This window comes from Paraburkholderia sp. BL27I4N3 (assembly GCF_003386115.1).
GTDB lineage: Bacteria > Pseudomonadota > Gammaproteobacteria > Burkholderiales > Burkholderiaceae > Paraburkholderia.
In genome coordinates, this window is the sequence record NZ_QREJ01000001.1 from 3,436,162 (window position 1) to 3,452,944 (window position 16,783).

General features: G+C 63.3%; 15 protein-coding genes. 10 read left to right on the plus strand and 5 right to left on the minus strand.

All coding sequences use genetic code 11. The annotated features are described in order from the left end of the window. Positions 1-26: 26 nt before the first annotated feature. The 5 genes from B0G71_RS15640 to B0G71_RS15660 all read right to left on the minus strand — a co-directional run bounded on the left by B0G71_RS15640 (position 27) and on the right by B0G71_RS15660 (position 5,775). On the minus strand, positions 27-1,076 hold the full coding sequence (locus B0G71_RS15640; protein WP_116142655.1) for a sugar phosphate isomerase/epimerase: 1,050 nt from the start codon (positions 1,074-1,076) through the stop codon (positions 27-29). Between the two features lie 82 nt (positions 1,077-1,158). Continuing rightward, entirely contained in the window at positions 1,159-2,121 is a 963-nt protein-coding gene (locus B0G71_RS15645; RefSeq protein WP_116119201.1) for a substrate-binding domain-containing protein, read from the minus strand. Between the two features lie 89 nt (positions 2,122-2,210). Beyond that, complete coding sequence (locus B0G71_RS15650) at positions 2,211-3,224, minus strand: ABC transporter permease (RefSeq protein ID WP_116142656.1); 1,014 nt, start codon at positions 3,222-3,224, stop codon at positions 2,211-2,213. Further along, positions 3,205-4,692 (minus strand): sugar ABC transporter ATP-binding protein, encoded by a 1,488-nt coding sequence (locus tag B0G71_RS15655; RefSeq protein ID WP_116142657.1) that lies wholly within the window; start codon positions 4,690-4,692, stop codon positions 3,205-3,207. The genes B0G71_RS15650 and B0G71_RS15655 overlap by 20 nt, the downstream gene beginning before the upstream one ends. 3 nt (positions 4,693-4,695) lie before the next feature. After that, the gene (locus B0G71_RS15660; RefSeq protein WP_116142658.1) at positions 4,696-5,775 is read right to left on the minus strand and encodes a LacI family DNA-binding transcriptional regulator; all 1,080 of its coding nucleotides are present in this window, start codon (positions 5,773-5,775) and stop codon (positions 4,696-4,698) included. A gap of 301 nt (positions 5,776-6,076) precedes the next feature. Here B0G71_RS15660 and B0G71_RS15665 point away from each other — a divergent pair, with 301 nt between their 5' ends. From B0G71_RS15665 to B0G71_RS15710, 10 genes are all read left to right on the plus strand, one after another. Next, the gene (locus B0G71_RS15665) at positions 6,077-6,730 is read left to right on the plus strand and encodes a protein-L-isoaspartate O-methyltransferase (RefSeq protein WP_106279814.1); all 654 of its coding nucleotides are present in this window, start codon (positions 6,077-6,079) and stop codon (positions 6,728-6,730) included. A 58-nt stretch (positions 6,731-6,788) separates the two neighbouring features. Further along, positions 6,789-7,112 carry a rhodanese-like domain-containing protein gene (locus tag B0G71_RS15670; RefSeq protein ID WP_091796474.1) on the plus strand — a complete coding sequence of 108 codons (324 nt, stop codon included), beginning with the start codon at positions 6,789-6,791 and terminating at the stop codon, positions 7,110-7,112. Positions 7,113-7,308: 196 nt separating this feature from the next. Then, positions 7,309-7,770 (plus strand): DUF2844 domain-containing protein, encoded by a 462-nt coding sequence (locus B0G71_RS15675; RefSeq protein WP_116142659.1) that lies wholly within the window; start codon positions 7,309-7,311, stop codon positions 7,768-7,770. Positions 7,771-7,800: 30 nt separating this feature from the next. Next, positions 7,801-9,132 carry a DUF3443 domain-containing protein gene (locus B0G71_RS15680; RefSeq protein ID WP_258875611.1) on the plus strand — a complete coding sequence of 444 codons (1,332 nt, stop codon included), beginning with the start codon at positions 7,801-7,803 and terminating at the stop codon, positions 9,130-9,132. A gap of 455 nt (positions 9,133-9,587) precedes the next feature. Then, the gene (gene urtA / locus B0G71_RS15685; RefSeq protein WP_012432005.1) at positions 9,588-10,883 is read left to right on the plus strand and encodes an urea ABC transporter substrate-binding protein; all 1,296 of its coding nucleotides are present in this window, start codon (positions 9,588-9,590) and stop codon (positions 10,881-10,883) included. 210 nt (positions 10,884-11,093) lie between these two features. Next, positions 11,094-12,755 (plus strand): urea ABC transporter permease subunit UrtB, encoded by a 1,662-nt coding sequence (urtB, locus tag B0G71_RS15690; protein WP_116148623.1) that lies wholly within the window; start codon positions 11,094-11,096, stop codon positions 12,753-12,755. Between the two features lies 1 nt (position 12,756). Beyond that, the gene (gene urtC, locus B0G71_RS15695) at positions 12,757-13,941 is read left to right on the plus strand and encodes an urea ABC transporter permease subunit UrtC (RefSeq protein ID WP_116119193.1); all 1,185 of its coding nucleotides are present in this window, start codon (positions 12,757-12,759) and stop codon (positions 13,939-13,941) included. After that, positions 13,938-14,801, plus strand: a complete 864-nt coding sequence (urtD, locus tag B0G71_RS15700) for an urea ABC transporter ATP-binding protein UrtD (RefSeq protein WP_106285901.1) — start codon at positions 13,938-13,940, stop codon at positions 14,799-14,801. Before urtC ends, urtD begins: the two co-directional genes overlap by 4 nt. A gap of 32 nt (positions 14,802-14,833) precedes the next feature. After that, on the plus strand, positions 14,834-15,526 hold the full coding sequence (gene urtE, locus B0G71_RS15705) for an urea ABC transporter ATP-binding subunit UrtE (RefSeq protein WP_116119192.1): 693 nt from the start codon (positions 14,834-14,836) through the stop codon (positions 15,524-15,526). 116 nt (positions 15,527-15,642) lie between these two features. Beyond that, complete coding sequence (locus B0G71_RS15710) at positions 15,643-16,524, plus strand: urease accessory protein UreD (RefSeq protein ID WP_116142661.1); 882 nt, start codon at positions 15,643-15,645, stop codon at positions 16,522-16,524. The last annotated feature ends 259 nt before the right edge of the window (positions 16,525-16,783 follow it).

Sequence of the window (16,783 nt, forward strand, 5' to 3'; positions counted from 1 at the left end):
TTACTCCTTCGGTTTGGCCGCGCTCTTTAGATGCCGAGCACGCGCTTTAACTGCGCGGCGTCGACACCGCTGCCGGCGAAATCATCGAATGCATGCTCGGCCACGCGGATGATGTGCCGCTGAATAAACTGCGCACCTTCGCGCGCGCCGTCGTGCGGATGCTTCAGCGCGCACTCCCATTCGAGCACGGCCCAGCCGGGAAAATCGTATTGCGCCATCTTCGAGAAGATCGCGCCGAAATCGATCTGGCCGTCGCCGAGCGATCTGAAGCGCCCCGCCCGCTCGACCCAGCCGCTATAGCCGCCATACACGCCCTGCTTGCCGTTCGGACGAAACTCCGCGTCCTTCACATGGAACGCTTTGATGCGCTCGTGATAGATGTCGACAAACGCAAGGTAATCGAGCTGCTGCAAAACGAAATGACTTGGGTCGTACAGAATGTTCGCGCGCGTATGCTGCTTCACCGCGTCGAGAAAACGCTCGAAGGTCACGCCGTCGTGCAGGTCTTCACCGGGATGCAATTCGTAGCACACGTCGACGCCCGCCGCGTCGAACGCATCGAGAATCGGCGTCCAGCGGCGCGCGAGTTCGTCGAACGCGGCTTCGACCAAACCTGCGGGACGCTGCGGCCACGGGTACAGATACGGCCACGCCAGCGCCCCTGAAAACGACACGTGCGTGTTCAATCCCAAACGCTGCGAAGCCTTCGCCGCAAGCTTCATCTGCTCGATCGCCCACTGCGTGCGCGCCGCCGGATCGCCGCGCACGTGGGCAGCGGCAAAGCCGTCGAACAATGCGTCATAAGCCGGATGCACGGCAACGAGCTGCCCTTGCAGATGCGTCGACAGTTCAGTGATCGTCACGCCCGCGTCGTCCACGATCTGGCGCAACTCGTCGCAATACGTCTGGCTCGCCGCTGCCTGTTCGAGATCGATCAGGCGGCTGTCGCACGGCACCTGTATCCCCTTGAAGCCGAGACCCGCGGCCCACTCGGCAAGATGCGCGAGGTTGTCGAACGGCACCTCGTCGCCCATGAACTGGGCGAGAAAGATCGCCGGCCCTTGGATGGTTTTCATCGTACGGCTCCTTGAACGGGGAGGGCGCGCTCGCCGTGCCACTGCGCCAAAAAAGCCCAGCGGCGCGCCCCGGATGCCCAGGTCAGAACGGCGAGTCCGGGAAATAGAACTGCTGCGCGTTCTCCTTCGTGATCAGCACCGACGGAATGATCGTGGTGGCCGGCAGTTTGTCGCCCTTCAGACGCGCTTCGGCAGTGAGCTTGATAGCGTCGTAGATGAACTTAGGCGAGTACGACACGTCGGCCTTGATCATCGGCGCGCCGTCCATCACGTTCTTCACCATGCCCTTCGAGCCCGCGCCGCCGAACACGATCTTGATGTCGGTGCGCTTCGCCTGTTCGATCGCCTTGATCACGCCGACGGCCATGTCGTCGTCGGCGGCCCAGACGGCGTCGATATGCTTGAAGCGCGTCAGGTAATCCTGCATGACCTTGAAGGCGTCGTCGCGATTCCAGTTCGCGTACTTGGCGTCGAGAATCTTGATGTTCGGATACGCCTTCAGCACGCCGGTAAAGGCGGTCCAGCGTTCGTTGTCGAGCGTCGTCGGAATGCCTCGCAGCGCGACGATATCGCCTTTGCCGCCCAGCTCCTTCGCCAGAAACTCGGCGGGAATCTTGCCGAACGCCGTGTTGTCACCCGCCACATACGCGTCCTGCGCGCTGGTGTCGGTCAGGCCGCGATCCACCACCGTCACGTACACGCCTTTCTTCTTCACCTGCGCGACCGGTTGCGTCAGCGAAGCCGATTCGAACGGGAAGATCACGAGTGCATTGATCTTGTTGACCGTCACGAGATCCTGCAACTGGTTCGCCTGTTCGGGCGCGCCGGCCGCGGTCTTGACGATCACCTTCAGATCGGGATGCGCCTTCTCCAGATCGGTCTTGGCCTTGTTCGCCCACCAGACGATGCCGCCCGTGAAGCCGTGATCGGCCGTCGGAATCGCGACGCCCAACGTGACTTTTTCATCGGCACGCGCGACGTTCGCCGTGCCCAGTATTCCCAACGCCAGCATGCCGGCGCCGACCGCTCGAATGACCTGCTTCATGGTTGTGTCTCCGTTTGTGAGGCGTTCGTGCGCCCCGATTCTCAACTCGCCGTGATTACAGATTCAAGGCGCAATATGAAGCGCCATCGCTACCGCCGTCCACGTTGTACGAACGCGACGAAGATAATCACTACGCCCTGCACCGCCGCGTTCAGGTACACGCTGATGATGCTGGTCAGATTCAGAATGTTGGCGATTACCGAGAGCAGGATCGCGCCGATCACCGTACCGATCACACGCCCTTCGCCGCCCTTGAGCGCGGTGCCGCCGACCACCACCGAGGCGATCGCTTCGAGCTCCCATAGCAAACCGGTCGTGGGCGTGGCCGAGCCGAGCCGCGGCACGTACAGCACCGTGGCCACGCCCACGCAAATGCCTAGCAGCATGTAGGTGACGATCTTCACAGTGTCGACCCGAATCGCCGCATAACGCGCGACCTGTTCGTTCGAGCCGATCGCCTGCACGTGATGGCCGAATGCCGTGCGGTTGAGAATCAGCGCGCCGCCGGCCGCGACCACAAGAAACACCCAGATCGGCACCGGCACGCCGAACAGGCTCGCGTAATACACCGGGCCATACAAGTCGGACAGCGAGTTATCCAAAGTCAGCGCGCCGCCGTCCGCAAGCCAGGTCAGTACCGCGCGAAAGATGCCCAACGTGCCGAGCGTGACGATGAACGGCTCGATGCGCCCCTTGGTGATCAGCAAGCCGTGCGCGCAGCCGAACAGGCCGCCGAGCATCAGCGCGCCCACAATGCCGAGCGTGAGAATCATCAGCGGCGGAAACGTGTGTCCGCCGACGCCCGCGGCGAGTCCGTTCATCAGCCAGATCATGCTGCCCGCGATCAACGCGGCCATCGAGCCGACCGACAGATCGATGCCGCCGGAAATGATCACGAAGGTCATGCCGACCGCGATGATGCCGATGAACGACGTGCGCGTGAGCACGTTCATCATGTTGTCGAGGGTCGCGAAATCGCGGTTGAGCAACGTGCCGACAATGCACAGCGCGATCAGTCCGACGAGCGGCCCGAGCGCATACAGTCGATGCGCGAAGCGCAACGCGCGGCCGGATTGCACGGCTTCAGTGGGTGCCGGTCGCATGGGCGATCAACTCCTCTTCGGTCAGATGTTCGAGCGTAAGCGTGGCTTGCAGGCGTCCCGCGCGCATCACGGCGACGCGGTGGCACAGCCCGATCAGCTCGATCAGTTCGGATGAAATGACGATTACCGCGCGGCCCTGCGCGGCGAGACGGTGAATCAGAAAATAGATGTCGCGTTTCGCGCCTACATCGACGCCGCGCGTCGGCTCGTCGAGCACGATCACGTTCGGGTCGGGCTGCAGGAATTTGGCGAGCGCGAGCTTCTGCTGATTGCCGCCGGACAGCATGCGCGCGCGGCTCGACAGGTCGCCCGTGCGGATGCCGAATTCGCTCACGGCTTTGGTCAATGCGGCGCGTCCCGCTTTCATGTCGAGCAATGGATGCGCATAGCGTTCGAGGGTCATCAGCGTGACGTTGTCCTGCAGGCTCAGGTTCACGTGCAGACCTTTGCCCTTGCGATCCTCGCTGAGATACGTGATGCCGTGGCGCATTGCGTCGCGCGGGCTGTTCAGATCGGCGGGACGGCCGGCGACTTCGATGCGGCCCGCTGTGCGCTTGCGCAGACCGATGATCGCTTCGAACGCTTCGGTGCGGCCCGCGCCCACCAGACCCGCGAAACCGAGCACTTCGCCGGCGCGCACGTCGAAGCTGAGGTCTTCCACCCAATCCGGCACGGCCAGGCCTTCCACCTTCAACGCGAGCGGCGCGTCGACGGATACGGTGATCTTGTCGGGAAACATGTCCGATAGCTCGCGGCCAACCATCAGGTTCGCCATCTGCTGGCGCGCGAGTCCGGAAGTTTCCCCGCGCGCGACGAAGCGGCCGTCGCGCATCACGATCACTTCGTCGGTGATGCGCTCCACTTCGTCCAGCTTGTGCGAGATGTAGATGATGGTCACGCCGTCGGCCTTGAGCTTGGCCATCAGCGTAAAGAGGCGCTCGGTCTCGGACGGCGTGAGCGTCGCGGTCGGTTCGTCCATGATGAGCAGCCGCGCGCGGCGCGACAGCGCCTTGGCGATCTCCACCATCTGCTTTTCCGCGACGATCAATTCGCGCACTTTCGTATCGGGCGTTTTTTCCAGCCCGACCTGCGCGAGAAAGCGCGCGGCTTCGGTGTTCATCGCGGCATCGTCCACGAACAAGCCGCGCTTTTTTTCATGACCGAGATACATGTTCTGCGCGATCGTCAGATGCTCGGCAAGATTGAACTCCTGGTGGATCAGCACGATGCCTTGCGCTTCGGCGTCGCGCGATCCGATGAATTGGTGCGCTTGCCCATCGACCAGCAAAGTGCCCGAGGTCGCGGTCTCGTAGCCGGCGAGGATTTTCATCAGCGTGGATTTGCCGGCGCCGTTCTCGCCGAGCAGACCGTAGATGCGCCCCGGTGCCAGTTCGAAGCTCACGCCGTGCAGCACGCGCACGGGCCCGAAGTCTTTGCGGATGTCGTCGAAACGGATCGCGAGACTCATGATTCAGGCGCTCCCGCGAATTACGAGCCGATGCGGCAGCAGCACGCCCGGCACGTTCGCCAACGGATTGGCGAGCCGTTGCAGCAACAGGCGCGCGGCGGTTTCGCCCAGCTCGCGCATGGGTTGCGCGATGGTGGTGAGCGGCGGATCGATTTGCGCGGCGAGCGAGATATCGTCAAAGCCGACCACGGCGATGTCGTCCGGCACGCGCTTGCCGACGCTGCGCAAGCCGTGGATCACGCCGATCGCGAGCGTATCGGAGACCGCGAAGATCGCGCTCGGCGCCTGCGGCTGATTCATCAGGGTGGCTGCGGCCGACGCGCCGGCTTCATAGTCGAGGCTGTTCAGGTTCATGCGCCAGCGTTCGTCCGGCGCGATACCCGCTGCTGTCAACGCGTCCAGATAGCCCTGTTGACGCTGCCGTGCGTACAGGTAGTCGACATCGGAATTGATGAGGCCGATGCGATGGTGGCCGCGCGCGAGCAGATGGCGGACGGCGTCGCCTGCGGCGCGGTAGTTGTCGATGCCGACGTACGGCACACCCATCGCCGGGTCGAACTCGCAGCACGCGACCCACGGCAGCGCGCTGGAGGCCTCGCCCAACGCCTGCTGGATGGTGGCCGGATCGAGACAGATCGCGCCGTCCGCGCGGCGCCGCCGCAGCAGATCGAAGTAGCTGCGCTCGCGGCCCGGATCGGCGCCGGTGTCGCACAGCAGCATGAAGTAGCCGTGCTGACGCGCCACGCTGTCGATGCCGCGCACGATCTCCGCATAAAAGGGGTTGCCCACGTCCGGGACCATGGTCAGCAGCAGCCGGCTCTCGGCAGTGCGCAGGTTGCGCGCGAGTTCGTTCACGCGGTAGCCGCTCGCGTCGATGGCGGCCAGCACCTTGTCGCGCGTGGCGGGCCGCACGTTCTCGTGGCCGTTCAGCACGCGCGACACCGTCGCCACGGAGACGCCCGCCTGCTCGGCCACGCCGGCAATCGACATGCCTTCGGCCGCGCCGCGCAATGGCGCAACGCCGGGCTGGGAACGCGCTGCGGACACCGCCGCGGGAGCCGTCCTGGATGACGATCTGGACAAGTGAAGTCGCCTTGAAAATGTAATCGATTACATTCTTGGGCGATGAATGCGGGAAGCGCAAGGAAAGATCGCTAGGGATTAACACGGGGGCGTGCACTGCCCGGCATCGCGAACTTTCGTCTTGCGATGGCGCCGCCGGTTGCCCGCCAAGGCGCGGATCGTCACCGTCATTTGGTACAATCCCGCAGTTACCCTGACAGGCTTTGCGTGCCGAGTTGCGCGGGCAAGGCCGGCGGTCAGTGGCTGATAGCAAACCTAGCAAACCCCGCAAGACTCGCCAAACCATACAGCCGAACCCACCATGAACATCGAGCAAGCGCGTTTCAACATGATCGAACAGCAGATCCGCCCCTGGGAAGTGCTCGACCAGGACGTGCTGAATCTGCTTTCGATCGTCAAGCGTGAAAACTTCGTCCCCGCCGTGTATCGCGAACTGGCCTTCGTCGACTTCGAAGTGCCGCTGCCGGCCGGCCAGCACATGCTGGCGCCGCGCATCGAAGCGCGCGTGCTGCAGGAACTGGCGGTGAAGAAACACGAAAGCGTGCTCGAAATCGGCGCGGGCTCGGGCTACATGGCCGCGTTGCTCGCGCACCGCGGGCAGCACGTGCTGACGGTAGACATCGAACCGGAACTGGCGGAACTGGCGAAGAGCAATCTGACCGCCAACGGTGTGCTGAACGCCGAAGTCGCCACCGGCGACGCCGCGCGCGGCTGGGCCGGCGCTGCGCCGTACGACGTGATCTGCGTGTCGGGCGGCCTGCCGGTGCTGCCGCAGGAAATGCTCGACCATCTGAAGATCGGCGGCCGTCTGGCGGCGTTCGTCGGCACCGCGCCGGTCATGAAGGCGCAGATCATCACGCGTATCGACGAGAAGCAATACCGCATTGCCGACGTGTTCGAAACCTATGTCGAGCCGCTCATCAACGCCGTGCAGCCGTCGCGTTTCAAGTTCTAACTCGCACGATCCCGGACGGCGGCCACGCCCGCCGTCCTCTGAACCGGATGTTCCGCTGATGCAAAATCTGACCGCTCCGGCGCTCGCCGAATGGCTTGCCGATACATCCCGTCCCGCGCCCGTGCTGCTCGACGTGCGCGAGCCGTGGGAAATTCAAACGGCGTCGATCGCCGGCGCCGTATCGATTCCGATGCGTGAAATCCCCGCCCGCAGCGAAGAACTCGACGACGACGCGCAGATCGTCTGCGTTTGCCATCACGGCGCGCGCAGCGCCCAGGTCGCGATGTTCCTCGAATCGCGCGGCCACACCAACGTCTTCAATCTGCAAGGCGGGATCGACGCGTGGTCGCGTCAGGTCGATCCGTCCGTTCCCACGTACTGATCAGCCGCCCAGATCAGGCCGCCGTCAACCTCGACGCAGCCTGGCTTCAATTGACGCCGCGTTGACGTCACCTCCTTCGCCACGACACTGCGGCCAGCTTCCGTTGCGCCGCTTCGTGCATTCGCTTCCGAAATTTCATACGGTTTCCTGAGCATCGCACAGGCAACATGCTCCCGATATTTTGGGGAGTCATGTGATGAGATTTTTAAAGATCGCGATGCTGGCCGCAACCTTGTTGCCGCTCTCGTCGTACGCAAGGCTGGGCGGGGCACCATCCACGGGCGCATCGTCCACGGCGCTGCTGCGTGCCACGCCGCAATCCGGCGCGGCGGCTCAACCGGCGGGCTCAGCGCCCTACTCCATGCGCCAGTCGGTCGACGCCAACGGCGTCACCATCCATGAATATGTGCTGCCGCAGAACGTCGTGTTCGCAGTCACATGGAACGGGCCGATCCGTCCGGACATGACGGCGCTGCTCGGCAGCTACTTCCCCAACTTCGTGAATGCCGGCCAAAGCCGCGCGGCCGGCACGGGGCCGCTTATCGACGGCAACGACGACTTTCGCATCGAATCCGCCGGCCGTTTGGGGCGCTTCAGCGGCATGGCCTGGTTGCCGCGCCTGATGCCCGCCGGCGTGCGTCCTGGCGATCTGCAATAGGACCCGCGTCGAGCTATGAAAAAACACAACATGAACACATTGAAGAAGACGCTCGGGCTCGCGGCGGCCCTGGCGGCGATCGCCCTTTGCGCCTGCGGCGGCGGAAGTTCGAGCGGCAACCAGAGCAACTCCATCGGCTGGAACGCTACGCCGGCCTGGACCCCAGCGCCGAACGGCTCCGGCAGCTCTGGCGGTTCCGGTAGCTCGAACAATTCATCCACTCCAGCCACCGGCGACAACACCGTGCCGGTTCGCGTCGGCACCTCGACGGGCGACGCCAATGGGCTCAACCGGCTGCTGGTGTCGATCAAGGTTTGTGTGCCGGGAACCTCGGACGCGAGCCGCTGCGTCACCGTCGACAACATGCTGGTGGACACCGGGTCGACCGGCGTGCGCATTGCAGCAAACGCGATACCGACGCTGGCCCCGCTGCTGCTCACCCAAGCCGGCGCGGTAGACGACAAGGTCGGCTCGGCGCCGATTGCCGAATGCGCGCCGTTTGCCTCGGGTTTTACGTGGGGTTCCGTCAAACGCGCCGACATCACGATCGGCAGCAAGACGGCGAGCAATCTGCCGATCCAGGTGATTGCCGACGGCGAGTTCTCCACTCCGGCCGATTGCATCGCGCACAACGGCGGAGACATGAGCACGCGCTTCGACACCCTGGGAGCGAACGGCATTCTCGGCATCGACAATTTCACGAGCGACTCGCTCGATGCCCTGACCACCGCGGTGCCCGGTCTCTACTACTATTGCGCTTCGCAGACCAACTGTGTCAGCACGCGCATGCTGGCGAGCAAGGAGGTCGCCAATCCCGTCCCCGCGTTCGCGACCGACAACAACGGCACAGTCATCCGTCTGCCCGCCGTGCCGGCTACGGGTCAGGCAAACGTGACGGGCCAGTTGGTGTTCGGCGTCAGCACGCAGTCGAACAATACGTTGCCGACCACCGCCACCGTCGTCGCGCTCGACAAATACGGCATGTTCACGACGCAGTATCAGGGGCATGTGTTCAACCAGAGCGCGATCGATAGCGGCACCCTGGCTTACGCGTTTCCGGACCGCACCATTCCCTCTTCCGTCGAAGGTTTATACACGCCGGCCAGCCCGCTGAATCCGATCGCGACAATCGAAGCGACTAACGGAACGAGCCCGCCGCTGCAAATGCCATTTCCGCTGGCCAACGTCATTAGCCTGATGGCCAGTGGCAACACCGCGTTCAATAACCTCGGCCAGTCCTTCTCGAATAGCCAGAACAACATGTTCCTGTGGGGGCTGCCGTTCTTCTACGGCCGCGATATCTATAACGTGATCGGCAATGCCAAGGTCGGCAAGCAGACTGGGCCGTTCGTCGCGTTCTGATCGAAGGCAATCGATGCAAGTCCCGCAACCGGGACTAAAAATAGTAAACGGCCGGCGCCGCACCACGCCGGCCGCTCCGTGACCGACCGAGCCCCGCCCGCTCCACTTCCTCACCACGCGCTTGTCGGGCTGCGCCTCAGCATAGGCACCGCACTGCATGCACAACCGCGCAGCGGCCATGCACCGCCGACGCCCCCTGGCGGATACATGCGCTTCGTTGCGGCGCGACACGCACCCGAACGATGCGCGTCGCGCGATGCTGCACCAATTCCGCGCCTATCAGGCACACGCCGCCCTGCCGCAGTCGCGCCGCAGCATGCGCCCCACGCCATACAAGTCGAATTTACTGCATGGCATGTGCCTTGCAGTACATAAGCGGCAAGTCATGCGGGATAAGCCCTGCTGGCTGAAATCGACGCCCATAAACAGTCACCATCAATGGCAAGGGGATATACATGAAACGTCGCAGTCTGTTGAAGTTCGGCTCCATGTCGGGCGCGCTGGCGCTTGCAGGTCAGGTTCCGTTTGCGCAGGCGCAGTCCAGTGGTCCGATCAAGGTAGGTATCCTGCATTCGCTGTCGGGCACGATGGCGATCTCGGAGACATCGCTCAAGGACACTGCGTTGATGACCATTGCGGACATCAACAAGAACGGCGGCGTGATGGGCCGTCAACTGGAGCCGGTGGTGGTCGACCCGGCGTCGAACTGGCCGCTGTTCGCTGAAAAAGCGCGTCAGCTGATCACGCAGGACAAGTGCGCCGTAGTGTTCGGCTGCTGGACTTCCGTGTCGCGCAAGTCGGTGCTGCCGGTGTTCGAGGAACTGAACGGCCTACTGTTCTACCCCGTGCAATACGAAGGCGAGGAAATGTCGCGCAACGTGTTCTACACGGGCGCAGCGCCGAATCAGCAGGCGATTCCGGCGACCGAGTACCTGATGAGCGCGGAAGGCGGCGGCGCCAAGCGCTTCTTCCTGTTGGGCACCGACTATGTGTACCCCCGCACGACCAACAAGATCCTGCGCGCGTTCCTCAAGTCGAAGGGCGTGCAGGAAGCCGATATCCAGGAGGTCTACACGCCGTTCGGCCACAGCGACTATCAGACCATCGTCGCGAACATCAAGACCTTCTCGCAAGGCGGCAAGACCGCGGTGATCTCGACCGTGAACGGCGACTCGAACGTGCCGTTCTACAAGGAACTGGGCAACCAGGGGCTGAAGGCGTCGGACGTGCCGGTCGTTGCGTTCTCGGTCGGCGAGGAAGAACTGCGCGGCATCGATACGAAGCCGCTGGTCGGCAACCTGGCCGCGTGGAACTACTTCATGTCGCTGCGCAATCCGGCCAATGAAAAGTTCAAGAAACAATGGGCCGCATGGGTCGCGCAGAACAACCTGCCGGGCGGCACCAAGCGCGTGACCAACGACCCGATGGAAGCGACCTTCGTCGGCATCCATATGTGGAAGCAAGCGGTCGAGAAGGCCAAGAGCACGGAAGTCGACAAGGTACGCGTGGCGATGGTCGGCCAGACCTTCGCAGCGCCGTCTGGCTTTACGCTGGAGATGGACGGCAATCACCACCTGCACAAGCCGGTGATGATCGGCGAAGTACGTGCCGATGGCCAGTTCAATGTGGTGTGGCGTACCAAGACCGCGATTCGCGCGCAACCGTGGAGCCCGTTCATCGCCGGCAATTCGAGCAAGCCGGACGTGGTCAGTTCGATTCCGGCGTTCCTGAAGCGCTCGCGCGTCGCCTGACGGCAAAGCGTGCCGCGACGGTGAAACTCGCCGACGCGGCACCTCGATTTGCCGATTGCAATCCCGCGACGGGCGCGCCCACCGCACCCGCGTTCGTGCCTTGATCGGGCGTCCGAAAGGCACGACCCTCGCGCGCAGCAACCCGACGGCGCGGCAACGGCGCTTGCCCACATGCCGCGCCGCTACGCCGGATTTTCTTCAAAGGCCACCATGGCGTTTTCATTCCTGACATCCGCACGAAAGGTCGCACGAAAAGTCGCAGGAAAGGTCGCACGACGCGGCGTCGCTGGCGCGGCACTCGTGCTGCTCGCCGGCGCACCGCTGGCCGCCTTCGCGCTGACCCAAGCCGATGTTGCGCCGCTCGCAGGCGACGACTTCGACGCGAAGTCCGCGGCCATCGACAAGCTGATCGCCAATCACGACAAAGAATCGATGGCGGTGCTCAAAGCGCTCTCCGAAGATAGCGCGCTCGCCACCGACGCGGGCGCCGTGCTGCTTCAGGACGGCGATACGGCGAAAGACGCGGTCACCGGCAAGACCGTCGCTGCGGGCGATGCGCAACCGGTCACGCTGAACAATCTGCTGCGCTCCAAAGTAGCGGGCGCGCTGTCCGGCCTGCAACTGGATTCGCCGGATGTGGCCGCACGCGATGCCGCCGTTACCGCGCTGCTGCAAAACCCCGATCCGTCGATTAAACCGCTCGTCGACGCGGCACGCGCGAAGGAAACCGATCCCGCGTTGAAGAAGCGCCTCGACACGCTATGGGCAATGACGGCGCTGCACGACGCCGACGCGGCCAAACGCCTCGAAGCCGTGCAACTGGTCGCCGCGCGGCACGACCTCGACATGAACGAACTGCTGCGGCCGCTCGTCGCGAAGAAGCCCGACGGCACCTTCGTGGAAGCCGACGATCGCGTGCGCGCCGCCGCGCAAAGCGGCATCGACGAACTCGATGCGATCCAGCGTCGCAGCCAGATCGCCGGCACGCTGTTCGCGGGCCTGTCGCTCGGCAGCGTGCTGCTGCTCGCCGCGCTGGGGCTCGCCATCACCTACGGGCTGATCGGCGTGATCAACATGGCGCACGGCGAATTCCTGATGATCGGCGCGTATGCCACCTACGTCGTGCAGAACCTCTTTCAGCGCTTCGCGCCCGGCGCGTTCGACTGGTATCCACTACTCGCCATTCCGGCTTCGTTCGTCGCCGCGGGACTGGTGGGCATCGTGCTCGAGCGGCTGGTACTGAAGCATCTTTATGGCCGTCCGCTCGAGACGTTGCTGACCACCTTCGGCGTGAGCCTGATCCTGATTCAGGCGACGCGCATGCTATTCGGCGCGCAGAACGTGCAAGTGGTCAACCCGGCGTGGATGAGCGGCGGCGTCACCGTCTTGCCCAATCTGATCCTGCCGTACAACCGTCTCGCGATTCTCGCGTTCTCGCTGATCGTGGTCGGCATCGCGTGGGCCGTGCTCACGAAGACGCGTCTCGGCCTCTTCGTGCGCGCCGTCACGCAGAACCGCCGTATGGCGGCCTGCGTCGGCGTAAAGACCGCGCGGGTCGATTCGTATGCGTTCGCCTTCGGCGCGGGCATTGCGGGTCTGGGCGGCTGCGCGCTCTCGCAGATCGGCAATGTCGGTCCGGACCTCGGCCAGAGCTACATCATCGATTCGTTCATGGCCGTGGTGCTTGGCGGTGTCGGACAACTCGCCGGCACGGTGATCGGCGGCTTCGGCCTCGGGCTCATCAGCAAGGCAATCGAACCGTTCTGGGGCGCGGTGCTCGCGAAAATCGCGGTGCTCGTGCTGATCGTGTTGTTCATCCAGAAGCGTCCGCAGGGCATGTTCGCCCTCAAGGGCCGCAGCGCGGAGGCATGAGATGACATCGGCAACTTCATCGGCTCATGTCGGCGCAGCGAGCGGTGGCGCCAGCGCCGGGCGCGAGCCTCAATCCGGCTTCGCGCTCGGCCTGCCGCCGCGCCCCGCGCTGTTGTCGCGGCGCGCGTGGCTCGCGCTGGTCGCGTTGATTATCGTCTTCGGTCTGGGCGTGCCGTTCGCCACGCTGGTCGTGCCGGAGACGAGCGCGCTGCATCTGTCCGCCTACGCGATGACGATCACCGGCAAGTTCATGTGCTACGCGATCGCCGCGCTCGCACTCGATCTCGTGTGGGGTTACTGCGGCATTCTGAGCCTTGGCCACGCGCTGTTCTTCGCGCTCGGCGGCTACGCGATCGGCATGTACCTGATGCGCTCGATCGGCCACGAAGGCAAATACGGCAGCGACCTGCCCGACTTCATGGTGTTTCTCGACTGGCATCAACTCCCGTGGTACTGGCAAGGCACGCAGCATCTCGGCTACGCGCTGCTGCTGGTGGTGCTGGTGCCGGCGGTGGTCGCGTGGGTATTCGGCTTCTTCACGTTCCGCTCGCGGGTGAAAGGCGTGTATCTGTCGATCATCACGCAGGCCATGACCTTCGCCGCGATGCTGCTGTTCTATCGCAACGAAACGGGCTTCGGCGGCAATAACGGCTTTACCGACTTCAAGCGCATAGGCGGCTTTCCGATCACGCATCCCGGCACGCGCACTGCCCTGCTGCTGATTACGTTCGCCGTGCTGATTCTCGCGTTCATCGGCGCGCGAGCCATCGTCACCTCGAAGCTCGGCCGCGTGGTGACCGCGGTGCGCGACGGCGAAACGCGTTTGATGTTCCTCGGCTATAGCCCGCTTGCGTACAAGCTGTTCGTCTGGACCGTGTCCGCCGTGTTGTGCGGCATCGCCGGCGCCTTGTATGTGCCGCAGGTCGGCATTATCAATCCAGGCGAAATGTCGCCGGGCAACTCGATCGAAATGGCGATCTGGGTCGCCGTGGGCGGACGCGGCACGCTGATCGGCCCGATCATCGGCGCCTTCGCGGTGAATGGCGCGAAGAGCTTCTTCACGGCGAACTTCCCTGAATACTGGCTGTTCTTTCTTGGTCTGATTTTCGTGCTGGTTCCGTTGCTGTTGCCTAACGGCATCATGGGACTGATCGAAATGGTGACGCGCAAGAGGAACCGCTCATGAACGAAAACCCGATGGTTCCTGACCTGGCTTTACCGGAAGAACCGGCTGAAACCTCGTTGAGCGGCGTCGCGAGCTTGGGCCGCGCGGTCGTGCCCGGCGAGATCGACGTGTCGCACGGCACGATCCTGTACCTCGAAGACGTGACCGTGAGCTTCGACGGCTTTCGCGCGTTGAATGCGCTGACGCTGACCATCGACGCCGGGGAATTGCGCTGCATCATCGGTCCGAACGGCGCCGGCAAGACGACGATGATGGACGTCATCACCGGCAAGACCGAGCCGGATTCCGGCAAGGTCTATCTCGGCCAGTCGATCGATCTGACGCGGATGAACGAGCCGTCCATCGCGCGCGCGGGCATCGGCCGCAAGTTTCAGAAGCCGACGGTGTTCGAGCAGCATCCCGTGTGGGAAAACCTCGAACTGGCGATGAAGGCCGACAAGGGCTGGTGGGCTTCGTTGCGCGCGCGGCTGGATCGCGAGGCGCAAGCGCGCATTGAGGAGACACTCGCGCTGATCGGTCTGGAGAGCGAAGCGCGGCGGCTCGCCGGCGAACTCTCGCACGGCCAGAAGCAACGGCTCGAAATCGGCATGTTGCTGATGCAGCAACCGGCGCTCCTGTTGCTCGACGAACCGGCCGCCGGCATGACCGACGACGAAACCATGCAACTCGCCGAACTGCTCAACCATCTGCGCGGCACCTGTTCGATGATGGTCGTCGAGCACGACATGGAGTTCGTGGCGGCGCTGTCGGGCGCGGCCGGCAAGGTCACGGTGATGGCCGAAGGGCGCGTGCTCGCTCACGGCACACTCGACGAAGTGAAACGCGACGAGACGGTCATCGAGTCTTATCTGGGCCGGTGAAACGGACTGCCGTAATAAAAGGTTGAACCAACATGCTAGAAGTAGAGAACCTGAACCAGTACTACGGCGGCAGCCACATTCTGCGCGATGTGAAGCTCACCGTGCCCGACGGCAAACTCACTGTTCTGCTCGGCCGTAACGGTGTGGGCAAGACTACGCTGCTGCGTTGTCTGATGGGCGTCGTGCAAACGAAGAGCGGCTCGATCGCCTGGCGCGGTGCGCCGATCACCAAACTGCCGACTTACTCGCGCGTGGAGAAAGGCCTCGCTTATGTGCCGCAGGGGCGCGATATCTTTCCGCGCTTGACCGTCGAAGAAAATCTGCTGGTGGGAGCCGCTAGCAAGAAGGCGCCCAAGAAAATCCCGGATCGTATCTATGAACTCTTTCCGGTGCTGAAGGATATGCGCAGCCGTCGGGGCGGCGATCTGTCGGGTGGTCAGCAGCAGCAGCTCGCGATTGGCCGCGCGTTGATGAGCGATCCGCAATTGCTGATTCTCGACGAACCCACCGAAGGCATTCAGCCTTCGATCATTCAGGATATCGGCCGCACGCTGCGTCAACTGGTCGAAGAAATGGGCATGACGGTACTGCTCGTCGAGCAGTATTACGACTTCGCCAAGGACATCGCCGACCGGTATTGGGTGATGAGCCGTGGCGAGATCATCGCGGGCGGCGAAGGCGCCAATATGGATGCGGATGGCGTGCGGGGGCTGATCGCCGTGTGAACGGTGTTGGACATCGTGCATGCTATTCTCGATGCATCCTGTGTCAGCGCTGTTGAGCGCTGTCTTACGTGCGCAGGCACGCTTTGCTTTTCTTCGTCTGGTCGCACTCCCTTCGCATGTCGCTTCACGAAAATCACGTCACACTCGCTACCGCGCAAGACGGCGCGCATTCGCAATGGCGCGCGCGTCTGGAACTTGGGTTTGTCAAGGATGGGGAGCGGACGACGCTCAAGCATCGGCTGCATGACGGGCCGTTGCGGGTTCAGCGGCCGCTTTATCCTGAAGGACATGGCGTTTGTCATGCGGTGATCGTGCATCCGCCGGGTGGGATTGCGGGTGGTGATCGGCTTGCTATTGATGTTGATGTTGGCGCAGATGCGCATGCTGTAATCACCACGCCGGGGGCGACCAAGTGGTACAAGTCCAATGGGCGTGAAGCGCAGCAGCAGATCGCGGTGCGTGTCGGTGAGCGGGCTAAGCTCGATTGGCTGCCGCAGAATAATATCGTTTTTGATCGTGCGGACGCGGAGCTGGATTTTGCGTTGACGCTGGCTCGCGACGCCACTGCGATCGGCTGGGATGCGACGCAGCTCGGGCGCCAGGCCGCGGGTGAGCGGTGGTCGGATGGGCGTTTGCGTGCGGTTTCGCGGATTGTTGGGGCTGACGGCGAGTTGCTGTGGTTCGAGCGCGCGATTTTTGAGGCGAATGATTCGCTACGCGATGCTGCTCAAGGGCTGGCGGGGTTTCCTGCGTATGGGACGCTTTGGGCTGTTGGGGATGCTTGCGATGATGCGCTTGCTGAGGCGTTGACGGCTCAATTGCCGTTCGATGATTCGGTGCGGATGGCGGCTTCTTGCGTGACTTCTGGAGTGCTCGTCGTGCGGGGGGTTTCGCGGTCGATGGAATTGCTGCAGCGGGCGTTTGTGAAATGCTGGATTGAGTTGCGGCCGGTGGTGCATGGGATTGAGGGGGTGCCGTTGCGGATTTGGGCGACTTGAGGGGGCATTTTTTTTGGAAAATTGCGACCGACTTGGCTCAAATCGACTGCTATCGGCAGCGCCGGAGAGCACGTCCCCTTGCGGGTACGAAATGACTTCGCCTTTTTTTGCACGAAGGTGATTTGAGGATGGCTTCCTCCCGCGTTCAAGGCCTCGACCTTTCCTGGCACAACAATCGACTCCTGCAAGAACTGGCGTGTGGACAACAACACGCCGCGACGAGAAGCGCTATTCCGATGGCAATCACAGTGAAGGCTCT